The following is a 16,405-nucleotide window of genomic DNA, read 5'->3' as shown; positions in this document are numbered from 1 at the left end:
TACACACTGGCGGACACGCTTTGTGCCTGGCGGTTGAATTCATCGCCGCCACAGAGTTGCCAAATTGTTAATTGCGTCACACATTTTGAATGTTACACTGCGCGACTTTCACGAATAAAAACTAAGCAGGTAACCAATGAGTGAGCAATCTGTAACGCAATCTTCTATGGATACGGTAAGTCGCCCGAACTGGTCGGCGGTATTCGCCGTGGCGTTTTGCGTGGCTTGCCTGATAACCGTGGAGTTTTTGCCGGTAAGCCTGCTCACGCCCATGGCGCTGGATCTGGGAGTGTCGGAAGGTCTCGCCGGGCAAACCGTCACCGTGACGGCGTTTGTTGCGATGTTTGCCAGCCTGTTTATCACCACGGTTATCCGTGCTGCCGACCGCCGCTATGTGGTGATCGCGTTCGCGGTGCTGCTTACGCTTTCCTGCCTGCTGGTGTCGTTCGCCACCAATTTTACCCTGCTGCTGCTGGGTCGGGCCTGCCTTGGCCTGGCGTTAGGCGGTTTCTGGGCGATGTCGGCGTCGCTAACCATGCGGCTGGTGCCGATGCGCGTTGTGCCAAAAGCGCTGTCGGTGATCTTTGGCGCGGTGTCGATTGCGCTGGTGATCGCGGCCCCGCTCGGTAGTTTTCTTGGTGGCATTATTGGCTGGCGCAATGTGTTTAACGGCGCGGCGCTGATGGGCGCGGCCTGCATCATCTGGGTGTGGCAGGCATTGCCGTCGCTGCCGGGGAAAACCGAGCACCACGAGAACATGTTCGGCCTGCTCAAGCGCCCCGGTGTACTGGCCGGGATGATTGCCATTTTTATGGTCTTCGCCGGGCAGTTTTCGTTTTTCACCTATATTCGCCCGGTTTATATGAATCTCGCCGGGTTTGATGTCGACGGGCTGACATTAGTGCTGCTGAGCTTCGGTATCGCCAGCTTTGTCGGCACGTCGTTCTCCTCGGTGGTGATGAAGCGCTCGGTGAAACTGGCGCTGGCGCTGGCACCGTTAACCCTGGCCATTAGCGCCCTGGTGCTGATTCTGTGGGGCAGCGATAAGGTTGTCGCGGCGGGCATCGCCATTATCTGGGGGCTGGGTTTTGCGCTGATCCCGGTGGGCTGGTCAACATGGATCACCCGCACGCTTGCCGATCAGGCAGAAAAAGCCGGTTCTATTCAGGTGGCGGTGATCCAGCTTGCCAACACCTGCGGCGCGGCGATTGGCGGCTTTGCCCTCGATCATTACGGTTTACTTTCGCCGCTGGTCCTTTCCGGTAGCCTGATGCTGTTAACGGCGCTGCTGGTGGCCGCGAAAGTGCGGGTAAAAGCGTAAACCAGTCGGCTTATGCGGCGCGTATTTTGCGCCGCGAATCCCAGGAAATCAGCAATACCGACGAGACAATCAGCAGCGTGCCGAGCCAGTCCGGCAGCGAAAACGCCACGCCGAGGAGCGCCACTGACAGCAGGGCGCTGCTCAGCGGTTCGGCGCAACTCAGAATGCTGGCTTTCGAGCCGCCAATCATCTGCGCGCCTTTCAGATAGAGGCTAAACGTCAGCGCGGTGCCAATCACCACCAGGTAGAAGAACGCCATCAGCAGGCGGCCATTCACCACAACATCATTTCCCTGACCGCCAAAGAAGGGCGTCAGCATCAGTCCCGCCAGCAACATACTCCAGCCGACAATCGGCAGCGTACCGTAACGGGCGATAAGCTGCGAAGGGTAGGTAGTGTAAAACGCGGCGGCAAACGCCGAGACAATGCCCCACAGCAGCGCTTCAGGCGAGATAGAGAGCGACGTCAGATTGCCGTGCGTCACCAGTAAAAATGTACCGATAAGCGAAGTGACAATCGCCGACGCCACGGGGAAGGTGGGGCGCGCTTTGCGCACCAGCGCGAACCACGCCACGATAATCGTCGGGGAGAGAAATTGCAGCACCGTCGCGGTGGCGGCGTTGGATTTTTCAATCGTCAGCAGGAAAGTGAGCTGCACGGTTAGCGCGCCAAACAGCGAGAAGAACAGCAGGCTAAAGGCGTCTTTGCGGTTTTTCAGGATGGCGAAAATTTTGTCACCGTGGACAAACGACAGCGTTAACAAAATCACGCCGGTGAACAGCAGTCGCGTCATCGTCAGCCACGGCGAGGAGATATGACTTTTCTGCATTATGTACTGCGCGCAAACCCCGGAACTGCCCCATAAAACGGCGGCGGCCAGGACGTAAAACATCCCTTTCTTGCTCGAACCCATGTGCTAACCCAACTCTGTGATGCTGTTTACTTATCGTAAGGCCGCGCATCATAACACATGTACAGAGTTTAACCGGAGGCGGCATGAGGGGGGACCGCCTCCGGTTTTGTTACCTTACCACCAGGCTTCCCACATCGCGCCGATGTTGAACGAATCGAGCGTCGAGTCGTTGGTGCCGTTCACGCGTGCGGTGCGTTTGTTATCCACTTCGCCGCCGGTCACGTAGAAGCGCAGCATCGGGCGGAACTCTGGTCCCATCGCGATAGAGATGTTCTGCGACAGGGTTGCTTTCCAGCCGTGGTTATCGCCGCCGTCATCATAATCTACGCGTTGATAACCCAGTTCCAGCCAGGTGGAGTGCACATCGTTCCACCAGTGCATCGGGCGGACAATCGCGCCATAGTTGCGGCGGTTATCCGCTTTGTTGGCGCTGTTGTCGTAGTCGTGGTACGCGAGCAGGTAGTCCACCTGCGTCTGCCGGGAGAATTTGTAGCTGCCTTCGAAGCTGGCGTAAATCGCGGTCAGATCGTCGGTTTTGTTAAATACGCTGTTATCCGCGTTATCGGAGTAGCGCGCGATCAGTTTGTTAATGCCGTGGTCGTAGGTGTGGCTCAACACCGCACCACCTTGCCAGGCTTTCAGACGGGCATCGCTTTCAATCGCTTTCGAATCAAAACCGTAGTTAGCGTAGATTTCCAGATCCAGCGGGCCGACTTTCATGCCGTGGATTTTGGAGGTCACCGCATAGTTACCTTTATCGCCGACGTTGGAGCCGCCAGTACAGGTGATGCGTGACGGGTTGGCTTCATCTTCCAGCACTTCCGGGCTACAGGATGCCACCGAACCAACAGCCGCGACATCAAACTGCACGCCGCCGATATCGAAGTTTTTTACCCCGGCGCCCTGGCCGTCGTGGTTCATCCAGAAGTAGTCGTTGATGCCCTGTTGTGGACGCTGGTGGAAATCACGTCCCGCCCAGAAGTAGGCGTTCGGGTTGGATGCCAGCAGGTTGGTCACCCCGGCATAGGCTTTTTTCAGGTTAACTTCGTCGCCCCAGTGGTCGAACATCACGTTGACGTCCCAGATTGCGCCGTTGTCGCCTTTAAAGGCTTTGGAGAGCTGGAATTCACCGCCGTTGCCTTCGTTGCCCAGACGACCAATCGCCGACGCGCCGTTATAGGAGCCATCGACGCCAACATATTTCTGATCGCCAGACTGGAAATGCGCGCCATAACGGGCGTAACCGCTAAATTTCAGGCCGTAAGGCACCGCCAAATCCGGGGTTTGCGCCGCGCTTTGCGGTTCCACCACCACATCCGCTTTTTTATTCACGGCGGCGTCCATTTTCGCCTGGCGTTCCGCCAGCGCTTTATCCACCGCCTTGGCGACGATGGCATCGATTTGCTCTTGGGTAAACTCTTGTGCGAAGACGGAGCCAGAGCAAAGGGTGGCCGCAACCGCCAGCGCCACTGGAAGTTTTTTATTAATTCTCATGGTTATCTCAATTTAGTAAGTTATTCTCAGACAATAACCATCCCGGGTGACCGGGCAGAGATTATTGCCATCACCATTACGAACTGCTTTTATTTTTTAAATGCGGGTACAGCTTAATTAAGATTTACCGTAATCAATTCTCCGTTAATTATTGCCGATATAAAGTGTGAAGCTGAATTATCTCTTCGGATAACTCACGCGCTAATAATGATGTCATTAAATGATCCTGCGCGTGTACCATAATTAATGTCATCGGTTGCCGGGCTTCGCCCGCATCCTGTTCGATTAATTTGGTTTGCATGTGATGCGCCTGGCGCGAGTAGCCATCCGCCTCCTTCAGCAACTGGCGCGCTTCATCAAGATTGCCCGCCCTTGCTGCGCGCAGCGCTTCAAAGCACAGGCTGCGCGACTGTCCGGCGTTGACGATAATTTCCATTACCGCTTCTTCGAGTTCAATCATTGTCATTTAATCCTGAGTAAAACCATTATTTTCAGCGGTGGCGGCAAACCACTCTCCACTTTTCTTAATGGTACGTTTTTGCGTTGCCAGATCTAATTGCACAAAACCGTAGCGGTTTTTATAGGCATTACACCATGACCAGTTATCAATAAATGTCCACATATGGTAGCCAAGGCAATGACACCCTTCGCTAATTCCTTTATGCAGCCAGATAAGATGATCGCGAACAAACGTAATACGATAGCTATCGTTTATTTGCCCATCTTCAATAAAACGCTGTTCGTTCTCGACGCCCATACCGTTTTCGGAAATAAAACAGCGTGGGTTACCGTAATTGACGCGTAAGTTCGTGAGAATATCGTAAATACCCGGCTCATAAATTTCCCACCCGCGATACGGGTTCATTTTGCGCCCTGGCATTTCGTAATAATCAAACAACCACTCCGGCATAAACGGCGCATCGGGATTGACCGCGCTGTCCCGGCACTTTACCCGCCGTGGCTGGTAATAGTTAATGCCGAGCAGGTCGATTTTCCCTTCTGCAATCAGCGCGATATCGTCCGGCTGGCAGGCGGGCAACTGGTCATACTCTTTGAGCAGCGCCACCAGGTCAGCGGGATACTCGCCGCGCAGTACCGGGTCGAGAAAACTGCGATTGAACAGCAAATCGGCATAGTGCGCCGCTTTCACATCCGCCGGGTGCTGCGAACGTGGATAGGACGGCGTCAGGTTCAACACAATGCCAATCTCACCGGCGTAAAACCCGGCGCGAAATGCTCTCACCGCGCTGGCATGCGCCAGTACCGTGTGGTACGCCACCGTGGCCGCACGTTTAAAATCCACCACGTTCGGGTAATGGAAATCGTACAGATAACCGCCCTCTACCGGCACAATCGGCTCGTTAAAGGTGAACCAGTGATGAACCCGATCACCAAACAGCTCGAAACAGATTTGCGCGTAGCGGCTGAAAGCCTGCACCACTTCCCGGCTTTCCCAGCCGCCTTTTTCCTGCATCACCATCGGCATATCGAAGTGAAACAGCGTGATAAACGGCGTAATACCCTGCGCCAGCAGCTCGTCGATGACCTCGTTATAGAACGCCACCGCCTGCGGATTCACTTCACCATCGCCATCCGGGATCAGCCGTGACCAGCTGATAGAGGTGCGAAAGCTGTTGTGCTTGAGCTGCTTTAACAGCGCGATGTCCTGCCGCCAGTGGCGATAAAACGTCGAGGTCTCTTGCGGCCCAATCTGCTGGTGAAAGCGCCACGGTTGGCTGGCAAACCAGGCATCCCATGTGGTTGCGCTTTTACCGCCTTGCTGGCTTTCCCCTTCGGTTTGCAGCGCAGAGCTGGCGCTGCCCCACCAGAAGTTTGCGGGAAATACGTATTTCATTACCGACTCCTTTTCGTTACTGCGAATGCGTTACGGCTTAGTTACTGCGGACGGTTTCCGTCATCGGCGCGCTGCTCTGCGCTTTTTCTTCTTCTGCTTTCATTAATGAATGCTCGTAAGCACGCAGGAACGGCAGATACATCAGGGCGGACATCACCATACAAATCAGGCACATCACCACCGGGCTAAAGGCCCAGTTCGCCGCCCAGGACGCACCGATAGGCGCAGGCGTTGTCCACGGTGTCAGGGAGACGACTTGCGCCAGCAGACCCATTTTGGTGGCGGTGTAAGCCAGCACGGCGTTCACCAACGGCACGCAAACAAACGGCACAAACAGCATCGGGTTCATGATGATCGGCGCGCCGAACAGAATCGGTTCGTTGATGTTAAAGAAGCTCGGTACGACGCCCATTTTGCCGATGGTGCGCAGATGCGCGACGCGGCTACGCAGCAGCAGGAACGCCAGCGGCAGGGTGGAACCGACGCCGCCAATCAGCAAGTAGTGATCCCAGAAACCTTGCAGATAAACGTGCGGCAGCGCAGCGCCCGCAGCCAGTGCGGCCTGGTTGGCGGAGAGGTTTGCCATCCAGAACGGGTTCATGATGCCGGTGACAATCAGCGAACCGTGGATACCGGCGAACCAGAAGATCTGGCACAGCAGCACGGAAAGCAGAATGGCAGGCAGGGAATCGGACGCGGAGACCAGCGGTTCCAGCACGTGCATAATCGCCTGCGGCAGGATCATGCCGGTTTGCGCTTCAATAAACAGGTTCAGCGGGTGCAGCGTACCAATGATCACCAGCACCGGAATGAGGATTTCAAACGAACGGGCAACGCCGGTCGGCACCTCTTTTGGCAGACGAATGGTGATGTTGTGCTGCTTAAGCCAGGCGTAAACGCGGGTGGAGTAAATCGATGTCAGCAGCGCGGTGAAAATGCCCTGCCCGGAGAGATACTGGGTAGAAATTTTGCCATCGGCATACGGTGCGGCGACCAGCAGAAACGCCATAAACGCCAGCAGGCCGGTCATTACCGGGTCGAGGTTAAACTGGCGACCCAGGCTCGCGCCGATCCCGACGGAGATAAAGAAGGTCATTACCCCCATGCTGAGGTTAAACGGCAGCATCAACTGCGCGCGGTATTCGGTGGAGAAATCGAGCCACGCGCGGGCGAAACCAACGGTGGTGTCGGCGGAAAACGGCGGGAAGATAAACACCAGCATAAACGAGCCGATGATCATAAACGGCAGCGCGGCGGTAAAACCGTCGCGAATAGCGATAACGTACTTCTGTTGCCCGAGGCGACCGGCCAGCGGCGTAATGCTTTGCTCAATAACCGTAATCATTGATTGATATAAGGAACTCATAAGAACACCTTTTTAATGCGCCGCTTCTATGAGCGACAGTGCATAGTCCAGTACCTCATTGCCACGTTGCATTCCGTAGTCCATCGGGTTGATGGGTTGGACCGGAATACCCTGAGCGGCGGCCTTTTCTGACAGCGTGTTTAACATGTATTTGACTTGCGGTCCGAGAAGCACGACCTGGTAACGCGGAAATTGCGTGTCGAACTCCGCGACGCCATACGCGTCGATCTCTACCGGGATATCGCGTTCCTTCGCGGCTTCCAGCATTTTCCTCACCAGTAAGCTGGTGGACATACCGGCTGAACAGCACAACATAATCCTGAACATCGTTAACCATCCTCGAAGTGTAAAAAGTTATTGCGGGGTCGATTGGATATCATATGGAAACCGGTTTCCATTTGTTCGCCACAGAAGTGTGATAGCTGTCAATGTCTATGAATTATCTGATGCCGTAATTGGATTTGCGTCACGGAATTTGGCACTCTGTTGAGAACAAAAAGCGCAAAATGGAAAATCGGTTTCCATCAAAAAGCGAAACCGTTATACTGCGTGTGGTTATATATTAGCCGTTGAAGTATTTAGATTTTGCGGGCGCAATGTGCGTCTGTCAGGGGAGAAAGATGTCTACAATCAACGATGTATCACGTTTAGCTGGGGTGTCGAAAGCCACAGTCTCACGGGTGTTGAGTGGTTCGCGCGGCGTTAAGGAAGCCAGTCGCCTCGCGGTGCTGAAAGCGGTCGAAGAGCTGAATTATCGGCCCAATGTTATCGCGCAGTCATTGCTCAGCCAGTCGACAGGCTGCATCGGTGTTATCTGCGCCCAGGACAATATCAACCAAACCACCGGCTACCTCTACGCGCTGGAAAAGCATTTAAGCCAGAGCCAGAAACATCTGCTGCTGCGCTTCGCCAACACCAAAGCGGAAGTGATGAGCGCGCTGGATGAGCTGACCTGCGGGCTGTGTGACGATGTGCTGATTATCGGCGCGCGTTTTCCGCTCAAAATTGACGACGAAAACGTCATTCTGGTGGATTGTGTTGAGTCTGCCGACGCCACGCCCAACTGTATTCAATTTGATCACGCCTTCGCCGCCGAAACGGCCTGTAACTACCTGATTAGCCAGAGCCGCCGACAAATTGCGCTAATCCACCCGCGCACCGCCGCAGCGGATCAAGTGCTGCACGGCTATAAGCTGGCGCTGGAAAATAATTTCCTGCCGTTTAACCGTAACCTGGTGTTTATGGATGATACTTCGTCCTCTGTTGCGTTGCAGGTGCTGCTCAATAACGCAACTACCCTGAATTTCAACGCGTTGCTGGTGGCGGATGAGCAGGAAGCCCAGCGTGTGATCCCGCAATTGCAGGCGTTTAATAAATCGGTGCCGGGCGACATTATGGTCTTCAGCCTCGCCGGTTCACTGCATTTGCCGGGCATTCCTACTATTCCGGCTATCGAATATTCGATGGACGCGATGGCGGCACGTATTGTCGCCTGGCTAAATGAAAAAACGCAGAGCGTGCTGGGTGCTTATCGGGTGCGCGGGGATTTAATTATTCCCGATGTCAGCAAACGCTAATCGCTATTTTGAAAGCCTCCGGTTGGGGGCTTTTTTATTTCCCGCTTCTAATTTTTGCCTTAAGTTAAATAAAAAAACCGCTTTAAGGTAAATCGCATTTTTACTACAAACAATTCTTTCTCTGTGCTTGTTACTGCCGATAATCCATTAGAACATCGTAAAAACGCGTAATCAAAGTGGGGAGCGGAAGATGAACAGACTGCAGACCATTTCTGTCGCACTGGCACAGAAGATGGATCAGTTGCAAGCGAGAGAGAACATCCAGCTTGCCATCGCTGCCTGCCAGTATGCCTTACACGTTTCGGGCTGGAAGGATGCCGATGTGGATAAAGCGTTCTCAGGGTTGAAACGCAACGGTACCCTGACTGAACCTGAATTGGCGTTCTGCAGAAAGCGCGGCGAGGCGCTGGATAACGACTATTTCATTAAGCAAGAAAACGGCGAGACTGATTCTATCATCTCATTTAGCCGCGCCCGGGTAGTATCCGCAATACTGCTTTTGCATGCTGGCGAGTACGCCGAATCTGTATATGAGTCATTGATTTCTTTAGATGATACTGCGCAGTTACTGGCGGTACTCTATGAAAAAGGATAAGTAATGAACAGCTTAAATATCGATTGGGTGCCTGAGTTCGGTACGATCCATACCTGGTTTGCCGCCGATAAACACGGCCGTATTGCCGTGATGGTGAATAACTGTTTTGGCGATCTTCCCAGAGCGTTATTACAAATAACAGATGTTGAATCGCTGCTGGAAAATATGAATGAGTTTATATGGGAAGAGTCGCCCATTTTTGATGCGTACCCAGAGAATAAAAATGGCGCATTTTCCGTGGATTTATTTTCCCATATAAGATTCAGAAGTCACCCTGATAAAGCACATATTACGGAAGAGCTCAAACAGGACTGGCAGCGGTTAGGGTCGCAAAGTGATGTTAATCTGGCTATCAATAAAGGGATGTTTCTTTATTTTGGTGTAGAAGGTTCCAGTCCCGGTGAGGATTACCCTGTCGGGTATGAAGGTACGACGCAAATGGGCGATTACTTCCGCTTCTTAGTCCCTACAGTGTTCGCATCGGTTGATGATTTTCCTCAACCGCTTCGCCGGGGTATTGCCGTTTCGACCATTATTGATTTCGAAAAAGACAGGTTACTGGATAATCGCCAAATCAATACCTGGTTTCCCGCCATGTTCGCGGGCCACTAAAATGCGCGGCGACGGTACTATCCCGATGGATGAATCACTCCTGGAATGCGATCTGGACTGGTTTGGCGTTGCGCCGGATGGTTCACTCGCCCATTTCGCTACTGCTGGCGTTGGCCCCGTTCCGGTGGAATTTAGTGGCTCTGTTGCCAACTATGAATTGGTTTTCGACTATTTTGCTTCGCTGCAACCGATGTCAGATATTGAGGTGATTGAGGAAAATCTGGAGGAGTTTGCTAATGAGGAACAGCGCCAGCGCTATCTGGCCTCATTTATTGCCATGTCGCGTAAAGGGTTGTTGAGTTATGATTTTAAAGAGAATGCGTATATATTGGTTGTGCGCCCAATAGTGCCGATGAAATATGACCTTCTGCCTGAAAATATAAAAAACACCCTCCCTATTATTTAATATATCAATACGTGTGATGGCCTTGCCTATGAAGAAGAATGAAATCTATATTGAAATGCTATCGCTGGCTTTACCCTATATCAGAAATATGCAGTCGCAGGGTGCGGAAATAAAAGCACAGGACACATCCTGTTTTTTTGAGGCGGAATTACTGCATAATCTCATGCCGACACTGCTAATACCCGACGTTGTTGAGCATGACATTTGGTTTTTAAATCACCAGGCGAGGTATTATGTTGTAAACTGCAACGCAGATATTTCTCCGAATTATCATCAGCATCTCAATTTTATTAAGTCTATATTCTCGCTGGTTCCGCCTGAATTGCGGGCAGCGCTACAGTGGCAAGGCCCCTAAGTGAAACCCCGTACACAATGTGCTGTTTCCCCCGAGGTTTAGCTCAAGCAGAAAAAATAACCGCTGCCGGGAACGGCTTAAGGCACGCTCTTACATCGCCCGCGCAGCGCGGGTTATCAGCCATTTAGCTAAATCCCACCAATCGTTAGCCATAAGTTTGCTAAGGACGTTTAGCTATAAGCCATACGTTTTCGTTGTTAGACAGGGTGCGGTGCGGCTCTTATCGTTCGTCATTATTTGTAAATTCCACGCAATCATTTGATGAGGGAGCAATTTTGGCCAGCTTCGTGAATAGCTTAAAAACAAAACCCACGCGCTTCACCCTCGCGCTGAAAATCGCGCTACTCAGCAGTGTGGTGGCGTTCTCGTCTGCCTCGTTCGCCGATGAGATCTTAAAAGAAGGTATCACACCGGCGACAGACGCCAGCCAGATCCCGGCGGCGGCGAAGCTGCGCAAAGACACGGTGGTAGCCGGTATTTCGGAGCCGCAGGGAATTTTTAACCCGTACTTCTTCGTCAATGGTTGGGATGAAAACGTCACCAACGTCATCTTCTCGCGTCTGATCGATTGGGACAGCCACGGCAAACTGGTGCCGGGCCTTGCCGAAAGCTGGGCGGTCAGCCCGGATAACAAGGTCTACACCATCAAGCTGCGCCCGAACCTGACTTTCAGCGACGGCTCGCCGCTGACCGCCGAAGACGTGGCCTTTACCCTGACGGTGCTTTACGACCCGAAATATGATGGCGACACGGATATCACGCTGGCGAATATTGCGGGCGGCGCGGAATACAAAGCCGGGAAAGCGGACAGCGTCAGCGGTCTGAAAGTGATTGACCCGTTAACGCTACAGGTCACCACCACCCAGCCTGGCGCCACGACGCTGGCGAAAATCGGCGGGCCGGTGCTGTCCAAAGCCTATTACGGCAAGGGCTATCAGCGCGGCAATCTGGATTACCTGCGCACGCTGCACGGCAAACCACTGGGCAACGGGCCGTATGTCTATGAGAAATACATTCCAGGCCAGGAGATCCGTTTCCACGCTAACACCCATTTCTACCGTGGCACACCGCCAACGCCGCGCTTTATCTACCGCGTGACCAATCCGTCCACCAATTTCCAGCTGTTCCAGACCGGCGAGACGGACTACGATGCGTTCACCTCGCGTCCGGATGATATTGAACAGCTGAAAATGCTCGGTTTCGCCAATATCAACCTGTACGGATCCAGCGATTACAGCAAAGTGGAATTCAACGTGCGTCGTCCGGCGTTGCAGGACGTGAAAGTACGCCAGGCGCTGATTTACGGCCTTGATCGCCAGAAGCTGATTGATGTGGTGTATCAGGGGTACGGCAAAGTGGCGATTGAGCCAATTGCGCCGATCTCCTGGGCCTATAACACGGAAGGGGTTAACCCGTACAAATTCGACCCGGCGCAAGCGAAAAAACTGCTGGATGAAGCGGGCTGGAAACCGGGGCCGGACGGCATCCGTGTGAAAGACGGCAAACGCCTGGAACTGACCTTGCTGGTGAGCAAGAAAGTGCTGAACGACGCGCTGATCCCGATTGCCAAAGAGAACTGGCAACAGATCGGCGTGCTGCTGAAACCGCAGGTTGTCGACTTCAACGCCCTGATGGCGCAGCGTAAAGCCGGCAATTATGACCTGGCCTCCTTTAGCACCAGCACGTTAAACGATCCGCATGACGGCGTGTGGGATTACTACAGCACGGAAGCGAAAGAGTCCGGCTATAACAACCCGCAGGTCGATAAGCTGATTAACGAAGGTAACGCAGTGCTGGATGTGGAAAAACGTAAACCGATTTACCACCAGCTCTATAAAGTGCTGGCGGATGATCCGCCGGCGATCCTGCTGGGCAACCGCGAAATTTTGTCGGCCAGCAGCGCCCGCGTCACCGGTTTTAAACCGGATATCTACAACGGCCTGACCGGCAGCCTGCCGGATGTGAAAATCGTTAAGTAACACCATCACAACTGCCGGGGCTTCCCGGCAGTTGCCATGAGAACGCTATGCGAAATTTTATCCTGAGGCGACTGCTGCAAACCGTACCCATGCTGCTGCTCGCTTCGCTGATTATCTTCATGCTGTTTGCCAAAACGCCGGGCGACTTTATCGACGGCAACGTCACGCTGACCGCCGCCCGCGCCGCGGAACTGAAAGCCATTTACGGTCTCGATCAACCGCTGTTCACCCGCTATCTGCACTGGCTCGGCCAGTTGTTACGTGGTGATTTAGGCTTCTCGTTGCAATACCAAATCCCGGTGAGCCAGTTGCTGAACCAGTACATCTGGAACTCGTTCCTGCTGGCAAGCGTGGCGCTGGTGTTTTACTGGGGCATCGGCCTGGCGGTAGGTATCGCCTCGGCGCTGAAACCCAACTCGTTGTTTGATCACCTGGTCAGCGTGGTGGTATTCGCCGCCATGTCTTTTCCGACCTTTTTCCTCTGCCTGCTGCTGATTAAGTGGTTTGCGGTGGATCTGCACTGGCTGCCGGTCGGCGGCATGACCAACACCGGCAGTGACGAAGGTGGCTGGGCGTGGGTGCTGCAGGTGGCGGCGCACCTGGTGCTGCCGGTGCTGGCGCTGGTGATGTTGCAGGCGGGCAGCCTGACGCGCTATTTCCGCGCCAGTATGCTTGATGTGGTGAAGATGGATTTTATCCGCACCGCGCGCGCCAAAGGGTTGCGCGAACGGACAGTGATTTTTAAACACGCGCTGCGTAATGCGCTGCTGCCCATTATTACCCTGCTCGGGTTTGAACTGCCGGGGCTGTTTTCGGGCGCGATCATCACCGAAAAAGTGTTTAACTGGCCGGGCGCGGGACATATTCATATCGATTCGCTGGCGGCGCGCGATTACCCGGTGCTGATGGGCTTTACCCTATTTCTGGCGGTGCTAACCATTCTCGGCAACCTGATTGCCGATGTGCTTTACGCGTGGGCTGATCCGCGTATTCGGGTGAGGTCGTGATGTTCGGTTCGCTTTTTTCAACCAATCGCCGCCTTCGTAAAGCGGAAATCCCGGTGCTGGCGCAGGCCACGCCTTCACCGTGGCGGCAAGCCTGGAAAGCGCTGCGCCATAATCATTTAGCCATGTTGTGCCTGTTTTTGCTGGTGGTGATGACAATCTGGTGCGTGATCGGGCCGCTCTGGTCGCCGTGGAAAAATGACGCCACCGACGCGCTGATGATCAACAAACCACCCGGTGCGGAGCACTGGCTGGGCACCGATTTTCTCGGCCGCGATGTCTATACCCGCCTGCTGCTGGCGGGGCGCATTTCATTGATTATCGGTCTGCTGACCATGCTGCTCTCCGTAGCGCTCGGTTATCTGCTGGGCGCGGTTTCGGGCTATGCGGGCGGCTGGACAGACAAACTGATTATGCGGCTGGCGGATCTGGTGATGACCATCCCGAGCTTACCGCTGCTGATTGTCGCCGGTGCGATGCTGTCAGAACTCGATTTCTCCGCAGAATCACGCATCTACATGGTGGTGATCATGCTCAGTTTGCTGGAGTGGCCAAAGCTGGCACGGCTGGTGCGCGGGCAAATTCTCTCCCTGCGCGAGCGCGATTTTATGCTGGCGACGCAGGTGCTGGGTTTGTCGTCGCGTCGCCGTCTGTTTGGTCACTTATTGCCGAATACCATCCCGATTCTGGTGGTGATGGCGACGATGGCGGTGGCGAACGCTATTCTGATGGAGTCCGCGCTAAGCTATCTCGGGCTTGGCGTGGTGCCGCCCACGCCATCGTGGGGCAACATGATGGACGCCGCCAACAGCCTGATCGATTTTCAGCGCCGCCCGTGGCTGTGGATGCCGCCGGGTATCGCCATTTTTATTACCGTAATTGCGATTAACGTGTTGGGTGACGGCCTGCGCGATGCGCTGGATCCGAAGATGAAACGGAGCGTGAAATGAGCGAACCGCTGGTCACCTTTAATCAATTGTCCCTCTCTTTTGCCGGCGATCAGGGGCGCGTGCGCGCCGTGCAGGACGTGTCGTTCACCATCAACGCCGGGCAAACTATCGGCGTGGTGGGCGAGTCCGGCTGCGGCAAAAGCGTCACCGCCATGTCGCTGATGGGGTTGTTACCACCGCAAGCGGCACGCATCGACAGCGGGCAAATCCTGTTTCAGGGCACCGATCTGCTGCGCCTGAAGCCGTCAAAAATGGCGGATCTGCGCGGCAACCAACTGGCGATGATTTTCCAGGAGCCGATGACCGCGCTTAACCCGGTTCTGACCATTGGTGAGCAGCTTTGCGAACCGTTGATTCGTCATCGCGGTGAAACACCCAAAGCGGCGTGGGCGCATGCCACGCAGTTAATCACCGAAGTGGGGCTGGCGCGGGCGGAGAGCCTGATGAGCAGCTACCCGCATCAACTTTCCGGCGGCATGTTGCAACGCATCATGATTGCCATGGCGCTGAGCTGCCAGCCAAAACTGCTGATCGCCGACGAACCGACCACCGCGCTGGATGTTACCGTGCAGGCGCAAATCTTGCGGCTGCTGCGCGACCAGGCGCGGGCGCATGAGATGGCGCTGATGCTCATTACCCACGATTTAGGCGTGATCGCGCAAATGGCGGAACATGTGGTGGTGATGTACGCCGGGCGCATCGTTGAACAAGGCCCGACGGCGGATGTGCTGCGTAACCCGCTGCATCCGTACACCAAAGGGTTGATCGCTGCGCGTCCCATTCCGGGCGAGCGCAGGCGTCGGCTCTACTCCATTCCCGGCCAGGTGCCGGATCTCGCTGCGCTGCCGCCATACTGCGCCTTTTACGATCGCTGCGAGCGGGCGACTGACGCATGCCGGGCGGGGATCCCGCCGCTTATCGGCCAGACGCGGCAAGCCGCGTGTATTCACAGTACGCTTCTGGAGCCAACCGCATGAGTGAGCAATATGTCATTGAAGTGGAAGGGCTGAAAAAGCACTTCCCGTTGCGTGACGGGCTGTTTGGCCAGCAAACCGGAGAGTTACGCGCCGTGGACGGCGTCAGCTTTAAGATTCGCCAGGGGACGATTTTCGGGCTGGTGGGCGAGTCTGGCAGCGGTAAAACCACCGTTGGCCGCACTTTGCTTGGGCTGTACGACAAAACCGCAGGCAGCGTGAAGTATCGCGGCCAGGAGCTGCAGGATCTGAGCGCGAAACAGATGCGCGCGCTGCGCCCGGAAATCCAGCTGGTGTTTCAGGATCCGTACAGTTCGCTGAACCCGCGTATTCGCGTGGGCGATGCGATTGGCGAAGCGATGCTTGAGCATAAGCTGTGCAGCCGGGCAGAGCTGCGCGACAAGGTGCTGGACGTGATGAAGATTTGCGGGCTGGCGCAGCAGCACTACAACCGTTTCCCGCACGAGTTTTCCGGTGGGCAGCGCCAGCGTATTGGCATTGCGCGCGCGTTGATCCTCAACCCGGATTTCATCATCGCCGATGAGCCGATTTCGGCGCTGGATGTCTCCATTCAGGCGCAAATCATTAATCTCTTTGCCGACCTGCGCGACGATCGCGGCGTGACGTTCCTGTTTATCTCCCATGATTTAGGCGTGGTGGAACACCTGTGCGATGACGTCGCGGTGATGTACCTCGGGCAACTGGTGGAAACCGCCAGCCGCGACACGTTGTTTAACCGACCGCTGCACCCTTACACCCAGGCGCTGCTGGCGGCGGTGCCAACGCTCGACCCGGATAGCGAACCCGTCGCTGTGGTGCAGGGGGAAATTCCCGATCCGTCGCGCCCGCCGTCCGGCTGCCGTTTCTCGTCGCGCTGCCCGCTGGCAACCGCCCAATGCCGCGCTGAAATCCCGGCGCTGCGTGAAGTGGAACCAGGGCATCATGTGGCGTGCCATTTGGTGGAAAGGATTGAGTGACAGCAATCGTGAGGGGTATTATTGAGC

17 protein-coding genes are annotated in these 16,405 nt (G+C 54.9%); 11 read left to right on the top strand and 6 right to left on the bottom strand.

Annotated features, from left to right (window positions below):
* Window positions 1-136: 136 nt before the first annotated feature.
* Window positions 137-1,321 (top strand): purine ribonucleoside efflux pump NepI, encoded by a 1,185-nt coding sequence (gene nepI, locus H650_RS13795; protein WP_044489529.1) that lies wholly within the window; start codon window positions 137-139, stop codon window positions 1,319-1,321.
* Window positions 1,322-1,331: 10 nt separating this feature from the next.
* Here nepI and H650_RS13790 read toward each other — a convergent pair whose 3' ends face one another.
* The 6 genes from H650_RS13790 to H650_RS13765 all read right to left on the bottom strand — a co-directional run bounded on the left by H650_RS13790 (window position 1,332) and on the right by H650_RS13765 (window position 7,276).
* Complete coding sequence (locus H650_RS13790) at window positions 1,332-2,234, bottom strand: EamA family transporter (protein WP_044489528.1); 903 nt, start codon at window positions 2,232-2,234, stop codon at window positions 1,332-1,334.
* Between the two features lie 114 nt (window positions 2,235-2,348).
* Window positions 2,349-3,728 (bottom strand): carbohydrate porin, encoded by a 1,380-nt coding sequence (locus tag H650_RS13785; RefSeq protein WP_020455799.1) that lies wholly within the window; start codon window positions 3,726-3,728, stop codon window positions 2,349-2,351.
* Window positions 3,729-3,876: 148 nt separating this feature from the next.
* A complete protein-coding gene (locus H650_RS13780) occupies window positions 3,877-4,188 on the bottom strand; it encodes a PTS lactose/cellobiose transporter subunit IIA (protein ID WP_044489757.1) in 312 nt (103 codons plus the stop codon).
* A 6-nt stretch (window positions 4,189-4,194) separates the two neighbouring features.
* Window positions 4,195-5,583: a 6-phospho-beta-glucosidase GmuD gene (gmuD, locus tag H650_RS13775; protein ID WP_020455797.1), complete on the bottom strand. Its 1,389-nt coding sequence runs from the start codon at window positions 5,581-5,583 to the stop codon at window positions 4,195-4,197.
* 37 nt (window positions 5,584-5,620) lie between these two features.
* Complete coding sequence (locus H650_RS13770) at window positions 5,621-6,949, bottom strand: PTS cellobiose transporter subunit IIC (RefSeq protein WP_020455796.1); 1,329 nt, start codon at window positions 6,947-6,949, stop codon at window positions 5,621-5,623.
* 12 nt (window positions 6,950-6,961) lie between these two features.
* A complete protein-coding gene (locus H650_RS13765) occupies window positions 6,962-7,276 on the bottom strand; it encodes a PTS sugar transporter subunit IIB (RefSeq protein ID WP_017458127.1) in 315 nt (104 codons plus the stop codon).
* Window positions 7,277-7,569: 293 nt separating this feature from the next.
* Between H650_RS13765 and H650_RS13760 the strand changes: the two genes are divergently transcribed.
* The 10 genes from H650_RS13760 to H650_RS13715 all read left to right on the top strand — a co-directional run bounded on the left by H650_RS13760 (window position 7,570) and on the right by H650_RS13715 (window position 16,378).
* A complete protein-coding gene (locus tag H650_RS13760) occupies window positions 7,570-8,526 on the top strand; it encodes a LacI family DNA-binding transcriptional regulator (protein WP_020455794.1) in 957 nt (318 codons plus the stop codon).
* A 190-nt stretch (window positions 8,527-8,716) separates the two neighbouring features.
* On the top strand, window positions 8,717-9,121 hold the full coding sequence (locus tag H650_RS13755; RefSeq protein WP_020455793.1) for a hypothetical protein: 405 nt from the start codon (window positions 8,717-8,719) through the stop codon (window positions 9,119-9,121).
* Window positions 9,122-9,124: 3 nt separating this feature from the next.
* Window positions 9,125-9,733, top strand: a complete 609-nt coding sequence (locus H650_RS13750; RefSeq protein WP_020455792.1) for a hypothetical protein — start codon at window positions 9,125-9,127, stop codon at window positions 9,731-9,733.
* A 25-nt stretch (window positions 9,734-9,758) separates the two neighbouring features.
* Window positions 9,759-10,139, top strand: coding sequence for a hypothetical protein (locus H650_RS13745; protein ID WP_020455791.1), 381 nt, complete (start codon window positions 9,759-9,761; stop codon window positions 10,137-10,139).
* A 28-nt stretch (window positions 10,140-10,167) separates the two neighbouring features.
* Window positions 10,168-10,494: a hypothetical protein gene (locus tag H650_RS13740; protein WP_020455790.1), complete on the top strand. Its 327-nt coding sequence runs from the start codon at window positions 10,168-10,170 to the stop codon at window positions 10,492-10,494.
* Window positions 10,495-10,769: 275 nt separating this feature from the next.
* Window positions 10,770-12,473, top strand: a complete 1,704-nt coding sequence (locus H650_RS13735) for an ABC transporter substrate-binding protein (RefSeq protein ID WP_020455789.1) — start codon at window positions 10,770-10,772, stop codon at window positions 12,471-12,473.
* A 47-nt stretch (window positions 12,474-12,520) separates the two neighbouring features.
* Window positions 12,521-13,480, top strand: coding sequence for an ABC transporter permease (locus tag H650_RS13730; RefSeq protein ID WP_017458132.1), 960 nt, complete (start codon window positions 12,521-12,523; stop codon window positions 13,478-13,480).
* A complete protein-coding gene (opp4C, locus tag H650_RS13725) occupies window positions 13,480-14,427 on the top strand; it encodes an oligopeptide ABC transporter permease (RefSeq protein ID WP_020455788.1) in 948 nt (315 codons plus the stop codon). The genes H650_RS13730 and opp4C overlap by 1 nt, the downstream gene beginning before the upstream one ends.
* Window positions 14,424-15,404: an ABC transporter ATP-binding protein gene (locus tag H650_RS13720; protein WP_020455787.1), complete on the top strand. Its 981-nt coding sequence runs from the start codon at window positions 14,424-14,426 to the stop codon at window positions 15,402-15,404. The genes opp4C and H650_RS13720 overlap by 4 nt, the downstream gene beginning before the upstream one ends.
* The gene (locus H650_RS13715; RefSeq protein ID WP_020455786.1) at window positions 15,401-16,378 is read left to right on the top strand and encodes an ABC transporter ATP-binding protein; all 978 of its coding nucleotides are present in this window, start codon (window positions 15,401-15,403) and stop codon (window positions 16,376-16,378) included. Before H650_RS13720 ends, H650_RS13715 begins: the two co-directional genes overlap by 4 nt.
* Window positions 16,379-16,405: the final 27 nt, after the last annotated feature.

Origin of the sequence: Enterobacter sp. R4-368 (assembly GCF_000410515.1) — a bacterium.
In the GTDB taxonomy this organism is placed as follows: domain Bacteria; phylum Pseudomonadota; class Gammaproteobacteria; order Enterobacterales; family Enterobacteriaceae; genus Kosakonia.
Note: the sequence above shows the minus strand (reverse complement) of the source record. Positions and strands in the feature narration are given on the sequence as shown.